The organism is Streptomyces pacificus (assembly GCF_011766325.1).
Classification (GTDB): Bacteria; Actinomycetota; Actinomycetes; order Streptomycetales; family Streptomycetaceae; genus Streptomyces; species Streptomyces pacificus.
Map to the genome: position 1 here is coordinate 193,073 of NZ_BLLG01000003.1, position 20,334 is coordinate 213,406.

Below are 20,334 nucleotides of genomic sequence, written 5' to 3' on the forward strand. Positions count from 1 at the left end.
CGGCGACCGCCACCGCCGGGGCCACCCCCCCCGGCGACCGCCGCACGAAGGGCCCCGTCCGTTCCCGGGCGCTGCACCGGCAGCGTCCGGCCGCGGACGGGGCCCTTCGCCGTTCCGCGGGCCGATAGGGTGGGGGCATTCCCATCCGCACCGGACCCAGGAGGGACCATGAGCGCTGCCACCCCCGCAGACGGGGGTGCCCCCGGCGAAGCGCGATCCACCGCGGCGGGCCTCTCCTGGCCCGTGGTACTGGACTCCCTGCTGTACGGGCGCGACCAGAGCGCGGAGGCGACCGCCTGGGCCATGGACCGGATCCTGCGGGGCGAGGCGACCGACGCGCAGATCGCCGGGTTCGCGGTGGCGCTGCGCGCCAAGGGCGAGACCGTCGAGGAGATCTCCGGGCTCGTACGCACGATGTACGAGCACGCCCGCACGATCGAGGTCCCCGGCCGGACCGTCGACATCGTGGGCACCGGCGGCGACGGCGCCAGAACCGTGAACATCTCCACCATGTCCGCGATCGTCGTGGCGGGCACGGGCGCGAAGGTGGTCAAGCACGGCAACCGGGCCGCGTCGAGCGCGAGCGGGGCGTCGGACGTCCTGGAGAAGCTCGGCGTCGACCTGGAGCTGGCGCCCGAGCGGGTCGCCGCGGTCGCCGGCGAGGCGGGGATCACCTTCTGCTTCGCGGTGAAGTTCCACCCGGCGCTGCGGCACGTCGCCGCGGCCCGCAGGGAGCTCGGCATCCGCACGACCTTCAACTTCCTCGGACCGCTCACCAACCCCGCCCGGGTGCAAGCCCAGGCCACGGGTGTGGCGGATGCCCGGATGGCGCCGATCATGGCCGGTGTGCTCGCCGCCCGCGGCTCCAGTGCACTGGTCTTCCGCGGCGACGACGGCCTGGACGAGCTGACGACCACCGCGACCTCGCGGGTGTGGATCGTCCGGGACGGCGTCGTGCGCGAGGAGTCCTTCGACCCCCGCGACGTGGGTGTCGAACTCGTCCCGGTCGAGGCACTGCGCGGCGCCGACGCCTCGTACAACGCCGATGTCGCCCGTCGGCTCCTCGCCGGGGAGCACGGTCCCGTACGGGACGCCGTCCTGCTGAACTCGGCGGCGGCGCTGGCCGCGCTCGGGAACGGCGAGGGCGATCTCGTCGAGCAGATCAGGACCGGTATGGCGCGGGCCGCGGAGTCCCTCGACTCCGGCGCGGCGCGGCGCGTGCTGGACCGGTGGGTGGCGGCGAGCCACGCCTGAGGCAGGGCGTCGCAGGACCGGGCGGTGCAGGGCCGGGCGGTGCAGGGCCGGGCGAGCGGTGCAGGACCGGGCGGTGCAGGGCGTCCGGATGGCGGACCGCGCCTTGCACGCCACGGCACGTGTGGCAGGATGCCTCCCAAGGTCATGAGTGACAGCGACGACGGCCCCGGCCCGCTGTCCGGCAACCCTCCGTCCGTGGCGGGGTGCCCCGGGTGAAGACCAGGCCGCAGGCAGCAAGGCCGGCGGCAAGCGCGGACCCCGCGGACATCGGTGCATGTCGCATCCCTGGGGTCCTGGTCCTCGAGGGAGCCTTCTCGTGAGCAAGCGAATGCGTTAGGGCGTGTTGCGGAAGGAGCTCCGCCCGCAGGATGGGCGGGACTCCCGCAACACGCCCTGGGCCGCGTCCGCGAGCGCCGCCCGCCCCTGTCGGCGGGCGGGACTCCCGCCGACACGGCGCAGGGCCGCCGGCCCTTTCCCCCCTCCGCAGGCCGCCTGGCCGTGCGTCGAGGCAACACCCCCGCGCGGAGCGGCCGTCGAGTGCCGCCGTCGCGCTGTGCGGGTGCCCCACGCCAGTTCGCCCCCACCCGCAGGGAGACACCGCCATGTCCGTGCGCCTCCACACCATCGACACCTCCTTCGCCGCCTCCGACTCCGCCCATGCCCATGCCCTCGCCACCGCCACTGCCACCACCTCAGGTACGGCCCCCGCCCACGCCACCGGGTCCGGAGCCGGCGGCGCCCCCGCCCGCGCCTTCGGCTCCGGGTCCGGTTCCGCCCGTGCCCTGGCCGGCGCCGCCGGCACGGCCTCGGCCTCGCCGGCGCGATCCGCCGCCGGCGGGGACGTGCACTCCTGCGGCGCTCCGCTGCCGGTCCTCGGCCGGGATGTCACCGTCCCGCTCGTGACCGGCGGCGAGGTCGCCTACGCCGCACTCGACTACGCGGCCAGCGCCCCGGCGCTGCAGCGGGTGTGGGACGACGTCGCCGCGTACGCCCCGTACTACGGCAGCGTCCACCGCGGCGCCGGGTACCTCTCCCAGCTGTCCACCGACCTGTTCGAGAGCAGCAGGGCCACCGTGCACGAGTTCCTGGACTGCCGAGAGGACGACCAGGTGGTGTTCACCCGGTCGACGACCGACTCGCTGAACCTGCTGGCCGGGGTGCTCCCCGACGGCTGCGAGGTCTTCGTGTTCGAGACCGAGCACCACGCCGCCCTGCTGCCCTGGACGAACGCGCGGGTCACCTGTCTGGACGCCCCGCGCACCCCGGGGCAGGCGGTCCTGACGCTGGAGTCGGCGCTCGCCGGCCGGGACCTCGGCGTCCCCGCCCTGGTCTGTGTGACCGGTGCGTCCAATGTGACCGGCGAGCTGTGGCCGGTGCGGGAGCTGGCGGCCGTGTCCCACGCCCACGGCGCGCGCATCGTGCTGGACGCCGCCCAGCTCGCCCCGCACCATCCCGTCTCCGTCCGGGATTCGGGCGTCGACTGGGTGGCCTTCTCGGGGCACAAGCTGTACGCGCCGTTCGGGTCGGGTGTGCTCGCAGGGCGGGCGGACTGGCTCCGGGAGGCCGAGCCGTACCTCGCCGGCGGCGGCGCCTCGCGCAAGGTGTCGCGCCGCGCCGGCGGCGGCGTGGACGTCGAGTGGCACACCACCGCGGCCCGCCACGAGGCCGGCTCGCCGAACGTGATCGGCGTCTACGCGATCGCCTCCGCGTGCCGGGCGCTGACGGAGGCCGGGTTCGACACCCTCGTCGAACGCGAGCAGCAGCTCGTCGAGAAGGTCCTCGCCGGGCTCGCCGGGGTACCCGGGGTCCGGGTGCTGTCGCTGTTCGGCGACGGCTCCTCCTCGACTCCCGCCGGGGGGACCCCCGCCCGGGTCGGCGTCGTCTCCTTCGTCGTGGAGGGCTGGAGCAGCTCGCACTTCGCCGCCGCGCTGTCGGCCGAGTACGGCATCGGCGTGCGCGACGGACTCTTCTGCGCCCACCCGCTGGTGCGCACGCTGCTGGGCGGCGACCCGCGGCAGCCCGGCGAGTGCGGTGCCGCCCCGGGGGGCGACTCGGCGGAGGGCGCCGGGAGGCCGCTGAACGCGATCCGGGTCAGCTTCGGTGCCGGTACGCCGGACGAGCACGTCGAGCGGTTCGTCCGCGCGGTCGGGGAGCTGGTGCGCGACGGTGCGCGGTGGAGCTACCGCACCGAGGACGGGCGCTGCGTGCCCGCCGTGTGAGCGGCGGGCCCCGCGCGCCGGCGGGCGCGGGGCCCGCGCCGGGTCTACGCGTCGAGCCCGATCGCGAACGCCGCCTCCAGGTCGTGCTGGGAGTACGTACGGAAAGCGACATGCGTGTCGGTCGCCTCGACGCCCGGGATCTTGCTGATCCGGCCCGGGATCACCTCGGCCAGGTCGTCGTGCCTCGCGACCCGGACCATCGCGATCAGGTCGTAGGTGCCGGTGACCGAGAAGACCTCGCTGACGCTGTCCAGTGCCGCGATCGACTCGGCGATCTCGGGGATGCGGTCCACGCTGGTCTTGATGAGCACGATCGCGGTGATCACGGCTGTCCTTCTTCCTCGGTGGCCGCTGCTTGGGCCTTCACTCTAGCCGCCTGCCGGAAGCGGCCCCATGCGTAGAGGAACCCGATCCCGAAGCCCACCAGGTGCGCCAGATACGCCACCCCGGGACCGGACGAGGAGTTCTGCGCCTGCGCGAGCCACTGCAGCACGAACCAGAAGACCAGCACGATCCAGGCGGGGAAGCGCAGCGGAAGGAAGAACAGGAACGGATAGAGGCTTGTCACCCGCGTCCTGGGGAAGAGGCAGAGAAAGGCACCCAGGACGCCCGAGATGGCTCCGGACGCCCCGACGAGCGTGTGGCCGGACTCCGCGTTGGCCGCCGCGTACGCGAGGAGCGCCAGATAGCCGCAACCCAGGTAGAAGAGCGCGAACTCCAGATGCCCCATGCGTTCCTCGACCATGGCGCCGAAGACGTGGAGGAAGAGCATGTTGCCGAGCAGGTGCAGCCAGCTGCCGTGCACGAACAGCGCGGTCAGCGGGGTGAGCAGAGCCCTCGGGGAGCCCCCCAGCAGCTCGCTCGGGATCACGCCCCAGCGTTCGAAGTGGGCGGTCTGCGCGGTGAGCAGGGCGCTCCCGGTGCCGTATGACGCGTTGAGCCCGGAGACCGGGCCGACGAGGAACAGGAGGCAGCACAGGCCGATCGCTCCGTAGGTCACCACCGGGCCGGTCGTCGTCGCGGCCCGTACCGCCGTCCACCGATCGATCATTCTCAGAGCATGGCGCACCGGGACGGGAGCGGGCAGACCGCCTCGCCGTGTCACCGCGGACCCGTGAGGTCGTAGGGTTGCAGGCAGTAGGCGCCAGGATACGCACGAGGAGACGAGGACGGCCCGATGACGACGGTACCCATGCCGACGGACGCCACCCGGTGGCGCTGCACCCTGTGCGGCAACCTCACCCGCTTCGACGTCACCCGGTCCTCCAAGGCCGTCGAGTATGTGCATCTGGATCTCGGGGGGGAGCCCAAGGTGGAGGAGCGCGAGGTGCTGAGTGAGACCATCGAGTCGGTCCGCTGCCGCTGGTGCAACGCCGTGGACCAGATCGAACTGGTGGACAGGCCGGGCGGCGGTTCCTGAGGGAGTCGTGCGGACCCGCGGGAAGACACGGGAAGACAGTGGGGTGACCGAATCGTGGAGCAGCCCGAGAGCGGCGCTGGGCCGGCCGGTGCCGGCGATGCCGCCGAGGCGCTCGACCGCCCGCTGCCGAAGGGCGTGCGGCGCCGGGTCGTCGCCCTGGTCTCGGATGCCTTCGGCGGGCTGACCGTCACCGAACTGCCCGCCCAGTTGCGGCAGTACGCCCGTTTCACCCCGACCCGCCGGGCGAAGTACGCGGGCAACGCCATGGCCGCGGCGCTGGAGGGCGATCCCGTCTTCCGGCAGCGCATCGGTGAGCGGCTCCGCGAGTCCCAGCCGGAGTTGGTGGACGCCCTGGAGTCGGGGACGCCGCCCGCGGCCGCCGACCCCGTCGACGTGGCGGCCGCCGCGTTCGTGCTGCGTCCGCCGGGCTGGGCCAAGCTGGTGGCCGCCGCCGGCGAGGAGGCCCTCCGCGCGGACGCCGAGCGCGCGGACGAGGAGAGCAGGCTCGAACTGCAGCGGCTCCGCGACGAACTGGACCGGCTGAAGTCGCAGCACAAGACCGAGACCGAGCGGTTGCGCACCGAGCTGGACGCGGTCCGCAAGGAGTCGGACGCGCTGCACCGCAAGCTGCGCAGCGCCCATAGCGACGTCAAGCGCGCCGAGGCGGCCGTGCGCCGCGGAAACGCCGAGAACGAGGGGGCGCGAGCCGAGGCGCAGGCCCAGGTGACGGCGGCCGAGAGCGAGGCGCGCCGGCTCAAGGCCAGGCTCGCCGAGGCTGAGGCCGCGGTCGAGGCGAGCCGCAGGGCCGCCCGCGAGGGGCGGTCGATCGAGGACATGCGGGTGCGGCTGCTGCTGGACACCCTGCTGGACGCGGCCTCCGGGCTGCGCCGCGAACTGGCCCTGCCGCCGGCCTCGCTGCACCCGGCCGACACCGTCGAAGCGGTGCAGCCCGGCCGGATGACCCCCAGGGACATCGCGGCGCGCGCGCTGTCCGAGACCGACCCGGCGATGCTGGACCAGTTGCTCGCGCTGCCCCAGGTGCATCTGCTCGTGGACGGCTACAACGTGACGAAGACCGGGTATCCCACGATGCCGCTGGAGAAGCAGCGGCTGCGGCTGCTGGGCGGACTGGCGATGCTGGCGGCGGGGACCGGTGCCGAGATCACCTGTGTGTTCGACGGCGCCGAACTCGCCGCGCCCGTGCTGCTGGCGCCGCCGCGCGGCGTACGGGTGCTGTTCTCCAAGGCCGGGGTGACCGCGGACGAGCTGATCCGCCAGCTGGTCCGGGCCGAGCCCCCGGGCCGCCCCGTCGTCGTGGTGTCGACGGACCGCGAAGTCGCGGACGGGGTGGCGAAGGCGGGTGCGCGGCCCGTGGCGTCCGCGATGCTGCTGAAGCGGCTTTCGCGCAGCTAGTGCCGTGCCGGGCGGCAACTGCCCCGCCTGTCAAGGAGCTGGGTGGAGTGGGGTGGGGCGCGGCGCCTGGTGCGGCGCGGCGTCCGATGCGGTGCATCGCGCGGTGACGGTGGCGGTTCGGCCTCGCCGGGGCCTCGTCGGCTGGTTCGGCGCCGGAGTGATCCGCCGGGCGGACGGCCGGCCGTGCCGGGCGCCGCGAGGGGGCGGGCCTCGCCTGCCCTGGCACCAGGCCTCCTGGCGAGGGCGACTGCGTACGCCCGCGGGCCCCGCCCCTCGGGCGTCCGGGGCCGCCTGCCCGCCATGCCGTGGTGCGACTCGTCGCGCCGGCACGTCATGTCCGAACGCCATGTCCGATGTCGTGGAACGCACCGTCAAGTCGCCGCTACGCGACGTGTGGTGCGGGTAAAGAATGCGGCTCCTGGGCCAGATTTTTCTGATGAGGATTTGAACTGATCACAGGAAGGTCACTAAGGTCAGGCCTCGAACCTTCGCGCGGTTGATCGCCTATCCGGGGCGACAGCGAAGGAACCGCCGAATTCGCGCAGTTCAGCCCTGCCTTGCGGGGAAACCGAGTGTGCGCGGAGCCGGGGAGCCACCCCGCGGCCCGGCAGGCGGCTGGAGGAAGAAGGAGCTCGCCTTCGTGGCGTCCCACCGTCGTCCCAAGCAGCCGAGCCGCACCCGTGTGACCGTGCTCACGGCGACCGCAGCCGCGGCCGTCGCCCTCACCTCCCAGGCCGCCCAGGCCGCGCCGGCCAAGCCGAGCAAGGACGAGGTCAAGGCCAAGGTCGACGCCCTCTACCACGAGGCGGAGAAGGCCACCGAGGACCACAGCCTGGCCAAGGAGCAGCAGACCAAGCTCCAGAAGGAGGTCGACGCGATCCAGGACCGCGTCGCCCGCGGCCAGGACGAACTCAACACCCTGCGCGACAAGCTGGGTTCGGTGGCCAGCGCCCAGTACCGCTCCGGTGGCATCGACCCCTCCGTCCAGCTCTTCCTCTCCGGCGATCCGGACACCTATCTGGACAAGGCCTCCGCGATGGACCAGCTGGGCGCCAAGCACGCCGCCACGCTGGAGGACATCCAGTCCAAGCAGCGGGACCTGGCCCAGCAGCGCGCCGAGGCCACCCGCAAGCTCGACGACCTCCAGGACGTCCGCCAGACGCTGGGCGAGAAGAAGGACAAGATCCAGGGCAAGCTCTCCGAGGCCCAGAAGCTCCTCAACACCCTGACCGCCGAAGAGCGGGCGGAGATGGAGCAGGAGGAGCAGCGCGCCAGCCGCGCCGCCGGTGAGCGGGTGAGCCTCGGGAACGAGGTGCCGGCCTCCCAGCGCGGCGCTGCCGCGCTCAACGCCGCAGCCACCCAGCTGGGCAAGCCGTATGTCTCCGGTGCCGAGGGCCCCAACTCCTACGACTGCTCCGGGCTGACGCAGTGGGCCTACCGCCAGGCCGGCGTGAGCCTCACCCGTACCACCTACACCCAGCAGAACGACGGGACGAAGATCGGCCGCAGCCAGCTCAAGCCGGGCGACCTGGTCTTCTTCAACGGCCTCTCGCACGTCGGGCTGTACGCGGGCAACAACCAGATCCTGCACGCCCCGAAGCCGGGTACCGTCGTCCGCTACGAGTCCATGGACTACATGGGCACCTTCCAGTTCGGCGTCCGGATCTGAGACCGCCGCGGTACGGCTTCGGCGTCTGACGCCACCGCGACGCGGCACCGGGGTCCGGCGCCACCGCGCTGAGGTGTCGGCGTCTGACGCCACCGCGGTTCGCCGTCCCGGTCCGACGCCCCTCCGTCCGGCGCCCGTTCGGGCGAATTGCGGCATGCGCCGCCGACCGTGCGCCCCGCCGGTGACCTGTGGTCTCCCGCGGGGCGTCGTCTTTTGTGCCCCGTGCCGGTTTTGGCCGTCCCCTTCCCGCGCCGTTACTGTCTGCCGCGCGGCAGCCGCCCGGCTGCGCCCAGCGGAAGGGAGTAGGGCTCCTGTGGCGTCCCATCGCCGACCCCCAGCGTCCGGTTTCACCGGAGGCGCCCGAGTCGCCCTCCTCTCGGCCGCGGTGGCGACCGCCGCGGCCGCGCTCGGTACCGCGCCCGCCGGGGCCGACCCGTCGACCACCGGCCCCGCCGCCACCTCCGCGCAGGTCGACCGGCTGTACGAGCAGGCCGAGAAGGCGACGGAGCGGTACAACGAGGCGGCCGAGCACGTCGACGAGCTGGGCGACCAGGTGGCCCGGGCCCGGGAACGGGCGGCCCGCGGCCAGGAGGACGTCAACCGGATGCGGGACGCGGTCGGTTCCCTGGCCGGCGCCCACTACCGCTCCGGCGGGGTGGACCCCGCGCTCGCCCTGCTGCTCTCCGGCGACCCGGACACGTACCTGGACCGGGCCGCGCTGCTGGAACGGCTCGGCGACCGGGAAGCGGCCGTCCTCACCGACCTCCGGCGGGCCCAGCGGCGGCTCGGCCAGGAGCGCTCCGAGGCCGCCCGGAAGCTGGCCGAACTGGAGCGCACCAAAACCGCTCTGGCCCGTCACAAGCGGGCAGTCGAGGCGAAACTCGCGACGGCCGAACGGCTGCTGTCGTCCCTGTCCGCGGCGCAGCGCGCCGCGTACGGCGCGGTGTCGCGCTCCGGCCGGGCCGTCCCGGACCCGGCGGGCGGGGCGGGCCCCTCGTCGGCCCGTGCGGCCGCTGCCGTGGCGGCCGCGCGGAGCGCGCTCGGCAAGCCCTACGTCTGGGGCGCCAACGGGCCGCACGGCTTCGACTGCTCCGGTCTGACCCAGTGGTCCTACGCCCGGGCCGGTGTGGGGCTGCCCCGCACCTCACAGGCCCAGCGGTACGCCGGACGGCAGGTGCCCCTGTCCCAGGCGCGGCCCGGCGACCTGGTCACCTACCGTTCCGACGCCAGTCATGTGGCCATGTACGTCGGCAACGGCCAGGTCGTCCACGCGCCCTACCCGGGCGCTGCGGTGCGCCACGACCCGGTGGGGATGATGCCGATCGCCTCGGTGACCCGGCCCTGAGCGGGCCGCGGCCGGTGCCGCCCCGCTGCTCCGCTCGCCTACCATCGGCAGGATGGCTGGTCAGGAACTCCTCGGGCGGACGACGACGAAACGGCGGCGCGGGGCGGCGTCCGTCCGGAGCGGGCCCGTTCTCACCGGGCTGGTCCTGATCGGGTCGCTGCTGACGGGCGGCTGCTCCGGCGCACCGGTGGCCGACACCACCGGCCGCGAGGTGCAGCGGATGCTCGACGACCGCGCCGCCGCGGTGCTGCGCCACGACGAGGCCGGCTACCTTTCGGCGATCGACCCCTCCGCGCGGCAGCTGAGAACGGCAGGGCGGGCCGAGTTCGCCGACCTCTCCCGCCTCCCGCTCGGTTCCTGGGAGTACCGGCTCACCGAGGTGCGGCGCTCCGGCGACCGGGCCACGGCCGACGCCGAACTGCGCTACCGGCTCGACGGGTACGACGCCTCGCCCGCGACCGCCGAGCGCCGGCTGGACCTCGCCGAGCGGGACGGCCGCTGGTACCTCACCGCCGACCGCCCGGGCCCCGGCGCCGCACGGCCGCTGTGGCAGGAGGGCGGCATCGAGGTGGTGCGCGGCACGCACAGCCTGGTCCTCGGCGTGGGACGGGAGCAGGGCTGGGAACGGGAACGAGAAGGTGGCCAGGGGAAGGGCCAGAGTCAGGAGCAGGAGCAGGAGCAGGAGCAGGAGCAGGAGCGGGAGCGACTCCGGGGGATCGCGGCGGACGCCGACCGGGCCGTCCCCGCGGTCTCGGCCGCCTGGGGCGGGGCGTGGGCCGGGCGAGTGGTGGTCGTGGTGCCCGGCTCGACGGCCGCCATGGGCCGGCTGCTGGGCGCTCCCGCCGAGGACTACCGGGGCGTCGCGGCGGTCACCACGGGGATCGCGGGGGTTCCCGGCACGGAGGGCGGGCCCGTGCCCGCGGACCGGGTGACCGTCAATCCCGAGGCGTACGGAGCTCTCGGGGATCAGGGCCGCCGTATCGTCCTCGCCCACGAGACCGCGCATGTGGCGACCCGCGCGCACACCTCGGCCGCGACCCCGCTCTGGCTCTCCGAAGGGTTCGCCGACTGGGCCGCCTACCGCGGCACCGGTCTCGGCGCCCGGGAGATCGCACCGGAACTGCGCCGCGGCGTCCTCGACGGCGACCTTCCGGGCGCCCTCCCCGCCGACGGCGACTTCCGCTTCGGCGGCGGTGAGCGCGCACTGGGCCGCGCGTACGAGGGCGGCCTGCTTGCCTGCGAGCTGATCGCCGCCCGCTGGGGCGAGGACCGGCTGCGCGCGTTCTACCGGGCGGTGGGCGCCGCGCAGTCGCGGGACGGGGCGGTGGAGTCGGCGTTCGGCGAGGTCCTGGGCACGAGCCGGGACCGCTTCACCGAGGACTGGCGGGACTACCTGGTCGAGCGACTGGGGCGGTGATCCGGAGCCCGGTACGGCCCGCCGCCGTGCGGTGTGCCGGGTCTGGTCCGCCACCCGCGCGGTGCCTGTGCCGGCCGGGGCCGGGGGTCCGGCTGCCGGTGGATCGCGCACAGCCCGCCCGCCCGCGCGCCGCGGCGGGAGAGGGCGGGTTCCCGGTGGGCCACCGGCCGGTCATCCGGTGCGGTGGGATGGTGGAGGAGTGTGGAGGAGTCAGGATCCGACGGCAGCGCGGTCACTGCCGGAGCCGGCCGGCAGGGACGGCCGGCCACCCCGGCGCCGGCCCGGCCGGACCGTGCCCGTCCAGAGGCGGCGGCACGCCAGCAGCGCGGCAGCCACCAGCAGGCCGTTGCGGGCCGCGAGGACCGCGATCGCCTGGGGGTCGCTCGCGACCACCTTGTCGAACCAGACGGGGAACTCCAGGAAGGTGAGCCCGGTGGCGGCCAGCACCAGCAGGCTCGGCGCGGCCATCCGGCTCCGGTGGAAGACGAGGCACACCGCGGCCAGTCCCAGCAGCCAGACCAGGTACTGGGGGCTGATCACCCGGCTTGTGGTGGTGAACAGCAGTACGGCCGTGAACGCCGCGTCCGCGGGGGTCGCGGCCGAGAACTCCGCCGCCCGCAGCCGCCACGCGGCAAGCCAGCCGAAGGCGGCGGCGGTGAGGCCGAGCGCCGCGCCGCTGACCAGGGGGACGTACGGGCCGAGGAATTCGACCGAGCCGTAGTTCAGCAGCACCTGCCCTTCCCAGCCGAAGTGCCGTGCGACATGGAAGACCAGCGCGCCGAGCGACTCGACCTCCGTGCCCCGGTCCCGCTGGAATCCGAGGAACGCCAGCGCCCCGGGCATCGACGCCGTGAGGGCCAGCAGCAGGGCCGCCCCGGTGGCCGCCGCCGCGATCCAGGCGCGGCGCTCCCGCAGTCCGGCCAGCAGCAGCACCGGCCACACCTTCAGCATCGCGCCGAAGCCCGCGAGTGCCCCGGCGACCCCGGGGCGGCGGGCGGCGGCGAGGAGCGCGGCCACCGCGACCGCCGTCACCATCAGGTCGTATCTGGCGTACGCCGTCGGGCCGAGCAGCGGCAGCCCCGCAACCCAGAACCAGGCGCCCCTCACCGATTTCCCGGGCCGCCGGCCCGCGTACAGCAGCAGCCCCAGGACCACCGCGTCGCACACCAGGACCAGGGCGAAGAACGCGTGGACGTAGCCGAGGAACGGCACGAGGCCGGGGGAGAGGATCGCCAGGGCGGCCGCGGGCGGGTACTGCCAGGTGACGTCGTCCAGCGGGTAGGTGCCGGTGCTCAGCACCCCGTACCAGCCCTGGTAGATCACGGCGACGTCGCTGGTCACATCGGGGCCGCGGACGGGGAGGACCTTCAGTACCCAGAGCAGCAGCAGTGTCCTGGTGAGGGCGAAGGCCGCCACGGCCCGGGCCACCGCAGCCCAGGCCGTCGCGGCCCCGGACGCGGGGCGCTCCGATGCGGCGCGCTCCGACGGGGCGCACCCCGACGGGGCGGAACGCCCTGTGCCTGTCATGACCACCCCGTGCCGTCCGATCGGTTCCGTGTCCCTGTGCGCCGGCCCGCTGCCCTGCCGGCCCGCTGCCCTGCCGGCCCGGCGGCCATCATGCCGGACGCCCGTCCGCCCGCGGTGAGGCGCGGGGGCCGTTGGTACTGTCGGCGGCGATGGACAAGACCCTGATCGTGACCAACGACTTCCCGCCCCGTCCCGGCGGCATCCAGGCGTTCCTCCACAACATCGCGCTGCGGCTGGACCCCGAACATATCGTCGTCTACGCCTCCACGTGGAAGCGCGGTCGCGAGGGCGCCGAGGCGACGGCCGCGTTCGACGCCGAGCAGCCCTACCAGGTGGTCCGCGACCGTACGACCATGCTGCTGCCCACCCCGCGCGTCACCCGGCGTGCCGTGGGACTGTTGCGGGAACACGGCTGCACGTCGGTGTGGTTCGGCGCCGCAGCCCCCCTCGGGCTGATGGCCCCGGCCCTGCGCCGGGCCGGAGCGCGGCGCCTGGTGGCCACCACCCACGGCCACGAGGCGGGCTGGGCCCAGCTGCCCGGAGCCCGGCGGCTGCTGCGCCGGATCGGCGAGGGCACGGACACCGTCACCTATCTCGGCGGGTACACGCGTGCGCGGATCGCCGCCGCGCTGACGCCCGAGGCGGCCGGGCGGATGGTGCAGCTGCCGCCCGGCGTCGACGAGAAGACTTTCCATCCGGGCTCGGGCGGCGAGGCGGTACGCGAACGGCTCGGGCTCACCGACCGGCCGGTCGTCGTCTGCGTGTCCCGGCTCGTGCCGCGCAAGGGCCAGGACACCCTGATCCGGGCCATGCCCGCGATCCTGGCCGAGGTACCGGACGCGGTGCTGCTGATCGTCGGTGGCGGGCCCTACGAGAAGGACCTGCGCAGGCTCGCCGGCACCACGGGAGTGGCCGAGTCGGTCCGCTTCACCGGCGCGGTGCCCTGGGAGGAACTGCCCGCGCACTACGGCGCCGGAGACGTCTTCGCGATGCCCTGCCGCACCCGGCGCGGCGGGCTGGACGTGGAGGGCCTCGGCATCGTCTATCTGGAGGCGTCCGCGACGGGGCTCCCGGTCGTCGCCGGTGACTCGGGCGGGGCGCCCGACGCGGTGCTGGACGGCGAGACGGGCTGGGTCGTCCGCGGCGGCTCCCCGCAGGAGACCGCGGAACGCGTCGCCACCCTCCTGTCGGACCCCGGACTGCGCCGCCGCATGGGCGGGCGCGGCCGTGAGTGGGTCGAGGAGCGCTGGCGCTGGGATCTCCTCGCGGACCGGCTGAGGGAGCTGCTGTGAGCCGGGGCCCCGGGGCGGGCGTGTACGGTCCAGGCCCGCGTCCCCGCCCGCGCGGCGCGAGCCGGGTTGCCGCGTTCCGCGCGGAAAAGGTCCCCGCGACGGATAGGCGGAAGCGGAAATTCCGCACATGCTGCGCACCATGACACCTCATCTGACGCGCCGTCATCTCCTGGGTCTCGGCGCCCTCCAGACCGCGGCCGCCCTCGGGCTCACCCGTATCGGCCCCGTACCCGAGGCCCGCGCGGCGACCGCCGCGCCGTCCTCCCGGGCGGCAGCCGCCGACCACACCCCCGCCCTCGTCATCGGCTCCGGCTACGGCTCCGCCGTCACCGCCCTGCGCCTCGGCGAGGCGGGAATCCCCACCCTCGTCCTGGAGATGGGGCGGCTCTGGGACACCCCGGGGCCCGACGGGAAGGTGTTCTGCAGCACCCGTGCCCCGGACCACCGCTCGATGTGGTTCCGCACGCGCACCGAGGCCCCGCTCGCCCAGTTCCTCTGGCTCGACGTCGTCAACAAGGACATCACCCCCTACCCGGGTGTCCTGGACCGCGTGCGCTTCGACGCCATGTCGGTGTACGTGGGCCGCGGCGTGGGAGGCGGCTCACTCGTCAACGGCGGAATGGCCGTCACCCCGCAACGGGCGTACTTCTCCGAGATGCTGCCGACCGTCGACGCCGGCGCCATGTACGACCGGTACTTCCCCCTCGCCCAGCAGATGCTGGGCGTCAACAGCGTCGACCCGGCGTGGTTCGAGTCCACCGAGTGGTACCGCTTCTCGCGGATCTCCCGGAAGCACGCCGCCAAGGCCGGCCTCAAGACCGTCTTCGTGCCCAATGTCTACGACTTCGGGTACATGCAGCGCGAGGCCGCCGGGCAGGCCGTGCGCTCCGCACTCGCCGGCGAGGTCATCTACGGCAACAACCACGGCAAGCGCGGCCTCGACCAGACCTATCTCGCCGCCGCCCTCGGCACCGGCAACGTCACCGTCGACACGCTGCACCGGGTCCGCGCGCTGCGGGCGCAACCGGACGGCACCTACGTCGTCACCGCCGACCGTATCGACACCGCGGGCAGGGTCGTCGGCACCCGCGAGATCGGCTGCGACCGGCTCTTCCTGGGAGCCGGCAGCCTCGGCTCCACCGAACTGCTGCTGCGTGCCCGCGAGTCCGGCGCCCTGCCGGACCTCAGCGAGCAGATCGGCAAGGGCTGGGGGGCCAACGGCAACGTCATGACCGCGCGGGCCAACCACCTCTGGGACACCGTCGGCGCCCACCAGGCGACCATGCCGGTGATGGGTATCGACGACTGGTCCAACACCGCCAACCCCGTCTTCGCCGAGATCGCCCCCCTGCCGATGGGGTTCGAGCACTGGATCAGCCTCTACCTGGCCATCACCAGGAACCCGGAGCGGGGCACGCTGACCTACCACGCCGGCACCGACACGATGCGGCTGGACTGGACGCCCGAGCAGAGCAAGGTCTCCGGCGACGCCGCCAGGAAGCTGTTCGACCGCATCAACCTCAGAAACGCCACGATCTACCGGTACGACCTGTTCGGCGGCAACCGGCCCGTGGCCGACGACTTCACCTACCACCCGCTCGGCGGCTGCGTGCTCGGCAGGGCCACCGACGACTACGGCCGGGTCCGGGGCGCCCCCGGGGTGTATGTCACCGACGGAGCCCTCGTGCCGGGCTCCATCGGTGTCAACCCGTTCCTCACCATCACCGCGCTCGCCGAGCGCAACATCGAGCGGGTCCTCGCCGAGGACTACCGGAGGTAGCCGCTGCGCGCAGCGCCTTCCGGGCCGCTTCCGGCCGAGTCGTCCGGCCATCCGTCCGTCCGGCCATCCGTCCGTTCGTCCATCCGTCCGTTCGTCCGGCTGTCCGTTCGTCCGGCCATCCGTCCGTTCGTCCGGCCCCAGCCGTCCGAGTCCCCGGTGCGCCGGCCGCGTTCGGCGGCGGCCGGCGCCTTCCGGCTGCGTCCGGGGGCAGCGGCTACGACCGGTAGATCGCCTCGATCTCGTCCGCGAAGTCCTTGGCCACCACGTTCCGCTTGAGCTTCAGCGACGGCGTGATGTGACCGGCTTCCTCGCTGAACGGGGAGCTGAGCACCCTGAACTTCCGCACCGACTCGGCCTTGGAGACCGCGGCGTTGCCGGCGTCCACCGCCCGCTGGACCTCCGCCAGCAGGTCCGCGTCCTCGCGCAGCGAAGCCGCCGTCGAGCCGGCCGGCTTGCCGTGGTCGGCGGCCCAGTGGGCCAGGAACTCCTCGTCGAGGGTGATCAGCGCGCCCACGAACGGCCGCCCGTCGCCCACGACCATGCACTCGGCGACAAGTGCGTGGGCGCGGATGCGGTCCTCGATGACCGCCGGAGCGACGTTCTTGCCGCCCGCGGTCACCAGGATCTCCTTCTTGCGGCCCGTGATCGAGAGATAGCCGTCCTCGTCGAGGGTGCCGATGTCCCCGGTGTGGAACCAGCCGTCGGCCAGGGCCTCCGCGGTCGCCGTCTCGTTGTTCCAGTAGCCCGTGAAGATGTGCTCGCCGTGCAGCAGCACCTCGCCGTCGTCGGCGATCCGCACCACCGAACCCGGCAGCGGCTGCCCGACGGTACCGATCTTCTGGCGGTCCCAGGGGTTGAACGCCGTCGCCGCACAGGTCTCGGTGAGGCCGTACCCCTCCAGTACCGTGAAGCCGATGCCGCGGTAGAAGTGGCCGAGCCGCTCACCCAGCGGGGCACCGCCGGAGACCGCGAACTCGCCGCGCCCGCCGAGCACCGCGCGCAGCTTGCCGTAGACGAGCCGGTCGAACAGCCTGTGCCTGAGCCTCAGCCCGAACGGCACGCCCTTCCCCGTGCCGGTCGCGCGGCTGTACTCGATCGCCGTCGCCGCGGCCCTGTCGAAGATCCTGCCCTTGCCGTCCGCCTGCGCCTTGGCCCGCGCCGCGTTGTAGACCTTCTCGAAGACCCGCGGCACACCGAGGATCAGCGTGGGACGGAACGAGGCGAGCTCGTCGGTGAGGTTGCTGACGTCCGGGACGCAGCCGAGCTTGATGGGGGCCATCACGGCCGCCACCTCGACCATGCGCCCGAAGACGTGTGCGGCGGGGAGGAAGAGCAGGATCGAGCTGTCGCCGGTGCGGAACAGCGGCCTCAGGCGCTCGACCAGGTTCCCGCACTCCGCGAAGAACGCGCGGTGGGTGAGCACACACCCCTTGGGACGGCCCGTGGTGCCCGAGGTGTAGACGATGGTGGCCGGGTCGTCCGCCTTGGCGGACGCGCTGCGCTCGTCCACCGTGGCGTCGGGCACCTCCGCTCCGGCCGCCGTGAGCTGCGCGATCCCGCCGTCTCCGCTGACCCCGCCGCCTCCACCGTCTCCGCCGCCTTCGCCGACTCCGTCCTCCTCGATCCGCCACACGTGCCGCAGCGCCGGGAGGGCGCCGCGCACGGACTCGACGGCCGCGGCGTGCGCCCCGCTCTCGACGATCATCGCGACGGCGCCGGAGTCGCCGAGGATCCACTGCACCTGCTCGGGCGAGCTGGTCTCGTAGACCGGGACGGTCACACCCCCGGCGCTCCAGATCGCGAAGTCGAGCAGCACCCACTCATAGCGGGTGCGCGACATCAGGGCGACCCGGTCTCCTGGCAGCACACCCGCGGCGATCAGGCCCTTCGCGGCGGCCCGCACCTCGGCGAGGAACCCGGCGGCGGTGACGTCGGCCCAGCTCCCCGCGACCTTTCGGGCCATGACCGCGACCTCGGGGTGCTGCGTCGCATTGCGGCGGATGAGATCCGTCAGATTGCCGTCCGTCGGGACCTCGTACAGGGCCGGAAGGCTGAACTCACGCAAGACTGCTGCTCCTCATCGGGCGCCGGCGCCACGGCTCTGTGTGGAACGCACCGGGGGGACTGCCCGGACGTTACCCATCAGTACTCGGTTCCGGATAGGGGGTCTCGGCCAGATGTTCCCTGCGTCACACCCGTGCGCCGCAGCATCGCGAACCCTAGTCGACCGGCCTGACGACCGGGAAGTAACCGCAGGTCCGGTCACCTCTACTGGGAACCGGGCGACCACTCTAGGGTGAGCGGTATGCGAGTTCATGTGGTCAGCGACGTGCACGGCAACGCGACGGATCTGGCCAGGGCCGGAGAGGGGGCCGACGCCCTGATCTGCCTCGGCGACCTGGTCCTCTTCCTCGACTACGCCGACCATGCGCGCGGGATCTTCCCCGACCTCTTCGGCGTGGAGAACGCGGTCAGGCTCGTCGAGTTGCGGACCGCCCGGCGCTTCGAGGAGGCCCGCGAGTTCGCGCGCGGCCTGTGGGCGGGCCTCGACCGGGACGCCGTGATCCTGGGTGCGGTGCGCAGGCAGTACCGCGAGATCTTCGACGCGTTCCCCACTCCGACGTACGCCACCTACGGCAACGTCGACGTCCCCGCCCTCTGGCCGGAGTATGCGAAGGCGGGCACCACCGTCCTCGACGGTGAGCGGATCGAGCTGGGCGGGCTCGTGTTCGGTTTCGTCGGCGGCGGGCTGCGGTCCCCCATGCGCACCCCCTTCGAGATCTCCGACGAGCAGTACGCCGCGAAGGTCGAGGCACTCGGCGAAGTCGACGTGCTGTGCTCGCACATCCCGCCGGACGTTCCCGAGCTGACGTACGACACCGTCGCCCGCCGCTTCGAGCGCGGCAGCCGGGCCCTGCTCGACGCCATCCACCGGACCCGGCCCCGGTACTCGCTCTTCGGGCATGTGCACCAGCCGCTGGTGCGGCGCATGCGGATCGGTGCGACCGAGTGCGTGAACGTCGGCCACTTCGCGGCGACGGGGCGGCCGTGGGCCCTGGAATGGCGGTCGCCCGGGGCGCGGTAGATTGCACACCGCAACCCCGTCCCGCGTTCAGTTGAGGAGCCACGGCGATGGCGGAACACACCAGCTCGAGCATCACCATCGACGCGGCACCGGCCGACGTGATGGGAGTGATCTCCGACTTCGCGCGCTACCCGGAGTGGACCGGCGAGGTGAAGGAGACCGAGGTCCTGGAGAAGGACGGCCGGGGCCGCGCGCTCCGGGTCCGGCTGGTGCTCGACGCCGGCGCGATCAAGGACGACCACGTCCTGGCCTACACCTGGACCGGGGACGACACGGTGTCCTGGACGCTGGTCAAGTCCCAGATGCTGCGCGCGCTGGACGGCTCGTACGCGCTGAAGCCGGTCGCAGGAGGCGAGCGGACCGAGGTCACCTACCGGCTGACCGTCGACGTCAAGATCCCCATGCTGGGGATGATCAAGCGCAAGGCGGAGAAGGTCATCATCGACCGCGCCCTGGCCGGCCTGAAGAAGCGCGTCGAGTCCGGTCCTCAGGCCTGAAGCCCCTGTTCATGCGCACCGTTTTCGTCACCGGCACCGGCGGGGCCGGCCGGAGCACCGTAGCGGCCGCCCTCGCCCTCGCCGGAACACGGCGGGGGGAACGGGTGCTGCTGCTGTCCGGCGAGCCACCGGAGGCGCTGACCCGCACCGGCACCGACCCCGGCACCGGCACCGACCCCGGCATGGGCACCGACCCCGGCATGGGCACCGACCCCGGCATGGGCACCGACCCCGGAGCCGGCACCGGCACGGTCCCCGGCACTGGAGCCGGCACGGTCCCCGGGCCCGGAGCCCCCGGGCCGGGCGCGGCGGACCGGGGCGGGCGCGGCGGTCCAGAGACCGGGCCGCCCGGCCTCACCGTCGCCCGCGTCGACCCCGGCGCCGACTTCCGCCACGAGTTCCTCGGCCTCCAGGAGCGGGCCGGTGCCGCACTCGACCTCCTCGGGGCCGTGCCCTTCGAGGACGGCGAGCTGACGGAACTCCCGGGCAGCGAGCAGTTCGCGCTGCTGCGCGCCCTGCAGCGGGCCACCGGCGGCGGCCACGACCTCCTGGTCGTCGACCTCCCCCCGGTGCGCCAGGCCGTCGCCCTGCTCGCCCTCCCCGAGCAGCTGCGCCGCTACCTGCGCCGGCTGCTCCCCGCCGAACGGCAGGCCGCCCGCTCGCTGCGCCCCGTACTCGCGCAGCTCGCGGGCGTGCCGATGCCCGCGCAGTGGCTGTACGAGGCGGCCGCCCGCTGGGACGAGGAGCTGGCCGCCGTCCAGGAGCTGGTCGAGAGCCCCGACACCTCGGTGCGCCTGGTCGCCGAACCCGGCCCGGAGGCCGCCGACCGGGCCCTGCGCACCGCCCGGCTCGGCCTCGCCCTGCACGGGCTCACCCCGGAGATGGTGATCGCCAACCGGATCGTCCCGGCCGGCTCCGCCGACCCGTTCCTGGCGGCCCTCTCGGGACGGCAGCAGAGCGCGCTCAAGGGCTGGCGCGAGGAGTTCGGTGCCGTACCGGTACGGGAGGTGCCGCACACCGGCCGCGACCCCCGGCACCCCGGCGAACTCGCCGAGTCCCTCGCCGCCCCGGCCGGGGGCGCCCCCGGGGCTCTCCCGGGGAACCGCTGGACGGTGGAGGACCGCAGGGCCGAGGACGGTGTACTGGTCTGGCGGCTGCCCCTGCCGGGAGCCGCCAAGGACCAGCTGCAGCTGGTGCGCAGGGACGACGAACTCTTCCTGACCGCGGGCCCGTTCCGCCGCGTCCTCACCCTGCCGTCGGTACTGCGCCGCTGCGCGGTCGGCGGCGCCGCCCTGCGGGAGGGCGAGTTGCGGATCCGCTTCGAGCCCGACCCCGGGCTCTGGCCGCGGAGCCGCTGAACTCCGGCCCCGACTTCGGGTACCGTCGACATACGAGGAACTTTCCGAGGAGTACGCC

General features: G+C 73.8%; 16 protein-coding genes and 1 riboswitch. Of the genes, 12 read left to right on the forward strand and 4 right to left on the reverse strand.

Translation table 11 applies throughout. The annotated features are described in order from the left end of the window. Nucleotides 1-168 precede the first annotated feature (168 nt). Together trpD and SCWH03_RS06000 are read left to right on the forward strand one after the other, a co-directional pair. Entirely contained in the window at nucleotides 169-1,254 is a 1,086-nt protein-coding gene (gene trpD / locus SCWH03_RS05995; RefSeq protein ID WP_173262984.1) for an anthranilate phosphoribosyltransferase, read from the forward strand. 140 nt (nucleotides 1,255-1,394) lie between these two features. After that, nucleotides 1,395-1,512, forward strand: a riboswitch (SAM riboswitch). A gap of 344 nt (nucleotides 1,513-1,856) precedes the next feature. After that, complete coding sequence (locus SCWH03_RS06000) at nucleotides 1,857-3,473, forward strand: aminotransferase class V-fold PLP-dependent enzyme (RefSeq protein WP_254076590.1); 1,617 nt, start codon at nucleotides 1,857-1,859, stop codon at nucleotides 3,471-3,473. Nucleotides 3,474-3,517: 44 nt separating this feature from the next. Here SCWH03_RS06000 and SCWH03_RS06005 read toward each other — a convergent pair whose 3' ends face one another. Together SCWH03_RS06005 and SCWH03_RS06010 are read right to left on the reverse strand one after the other, a co-directional pair. Next, the gene (locus SCWH03_RS06005) at nucleotides 3,518-3,799 is read right to left on the reverse strand and encodes an Lrp/AsnC family transcriptional regulator (protein WP_173262987.1); all 282 of its coding nucleotides are present in this window, start codon (nucleotides 3,797-3,799) and stop codon (nucleotides 3,518-3,520) included. After that, nucleotides 3,796-4,524, reverse strand: coding sequence for a rhomboid family intramembrane serine protease (locus tag SCWH03_RS06010; protein WP_173262990.1), 729 nt, complete (start codon nucleotides 4,522-4,524; stop codon nucleotides 3,796-3,798). The genes SCWH03_RS06005 and SCWH03_RS06010 overlap by 4 nt, the downstream gene beginning before the upstream one ends. A gap of 126 nt (nucleotides 4,525-4,650) precedes the next feature. Here SCWH03_RS06010 and SCWH03_RS06015 point away from each other — a divergent pair, with 126 nt between their 5' ends. From SCWH03_RS06015 to SCWH03_RS06035, 5 genes are all read left to right on the forward strand, one after another. Beyond that, complete coding sequence (locus SCWH03_RS06015; protein WP_173262993.1) at nucleotides 4,651-4,893, forward strand: hypothetical protein; 243 nt, start codon at nucleotides 4,651-4,653, stop codon at nucleotides 4,891-4,893. 54 nt (nucleotides 4,894-4,947) lie between these two features. Next, nucleotides 4,948-6,306: an NYN domain-containing protein gene (locus SCWH03_RS06020; protein WP_173262996.1), complete on the forward strand. Its 1,359-nt coding sequence runs from the start codon at nucleotides 4,948-4,950 to the stop codon at nucleotides 6,304-6,306. A gap of 640 nt (nucleotides 6,307-6,946) precedes the next feature. Further along, nucleotides 6,947-7,975, forward strand: a complete 1,029-nt coding sequence (locus tag SCWH03_RS06025; RefSeq protein ID WP_173262999.1) for a C40 family peptidase — start codon at nucleotides 6,947-6,949, stop codon at nucleotides 7,973-7,975. A gap of 313 nt (nucleotides 7,976-8,288) precedes the next feature. Further along, on the forward strand, nucleotides 8,289-9,320 hold the full coding sequence (locus SCWH03_RS06030; RefSeq protein WP_173263003.1) for a C40 family peptidase: 1,032 nt from the start codon (nucleotides 8,289-8,291) through the stop codon (nucleotides 9,318-9,320). A 52-nt stretch (nucleotides 9,321-9,372) separates the two neighbouring features. Next, nucleotides 9,373-10,737 carry a hypothetical protein gene (locus SCWH03_RS06035; protein WP_254076591.1) on the forward strand — a complete coding sequence of 455 codons (1,365 nt, stop codon included), beginning with the start codon at nucleotides 9,373-9,375 and terminating at the stop codon, nucleotides 10,735-10,737. 210 nt (nucleotides 10,738-10,947) lie between these two features. Here the strand turns inward: SCWH03_RS06035 and SCWH03_RS06040 are convergent, their stop codons facing one another. After that, nucleotides 10,948-12,264 carry a glycosyltransferase 87 family protein gene (locus SCWH03_RS06040; protein ID WP_371872619.1) on the reverse strand — a complete coding sequence of 439 codons (1,317 nt, stop codon included), beginning with the start codon at nucleotides 12,262-12,264 and terminating at the stop codon, nucleotides 10,948-10,950. Nucleotides 12,265-12,413: 149 nt separating this feature from the next. Between SCWH03_RS06040 and SCWH03_RS06045 the strand changes: the two genes are divergently transcribed. Then, nucleotides 12,414-13,556, forward strand: coding sequence for a glycosyltransferase family 4 protein (locus SCWH03_RS06045; protein ID WP_173263006.1), 1,143 nt, complete (start codon nucleotides 12,414-12,416; stop codon nucleotides 13,554-13,556). 139 nt (nucleotides 13,557-13,695) lie between these two features. Next, nucleotides 13,696-15,336, forward strand: a complete 1,641-nt coding sequence (locus SCWH03_RS06050; RefSeq protein WP_254076593.1) for a GMC oxidoreductase — start codon at nucleotides 13,696-13,698, stop codon at nucleotides 15,334-15,336. A 214-nt stretch (nucleotides 15,337-15,550) separates the two neighbouring features. Here SCWH03_RS06050 and SCWH03_RS06055 read toward each other — a convergent pair whose 3' ends face one another. Further along, a complete protein-coding gene (locus SCWH03_RS06055) occupies nucleotides 15,551-17,401 on the reverse strand; it encodes an AMP-dependent synthetase/ligase (RefSeq protein ID WP_173263012.1) in 1,851 nt (616 codons plus the stop codon). A gap of 240 nt (nucleotides 17,402-17,641) precedes the next feature. On the opposite strand from SCWH03_RS06055, the gene SCWH03_RS06060 reads away from it, so the two are divergent. From SCWH03_RS06060 to SCWH03_RS06070, 3 genes are read left to right on the forward strand one after another with little or no spacing between them, the layout of a single operon-like run. Next, nucleotides 17,642-18,421: a metallophosphoesterase family protein gene (locus tag SCWH03_RS06060; RefSeq protein ID WP_173263014.1), complete on the forward strand. Its 780-nt coding sequence runs from the start codon at nucleotides 17,642-17,644 to the stop codon at nucleotides 18,419-18,421. 47 nt (nucleotides 18,422-18,468) lie between these two features. Then, nucleotides 18,469-18,918, forward strand: a complete 450-nt coding sequence (locus tag SCWH03_RS06065) for an SRPBCC family protein (RefSeq protein WP_173263017.1) — start codon at nucleotides 18,469-18,471, stop codon at nucleotides 18,916-18,918. 11 nt (nucleotides 18,919-18,929) lie between these two features. Next, nucleotides 18,930-20,276: an ArsA family ATPase gene (locus SCWH03_RS06070; protein ID WP_173263020.1), complete on the forward strand. Its 1,347-nt coding sequence runs from the start codon at nucleotides 18,930-18,932 to the stop codon at nucleotides 20,274-20,276. Nucleotides 20,277-20,334 lie beyond the last annotated feature (58 nt).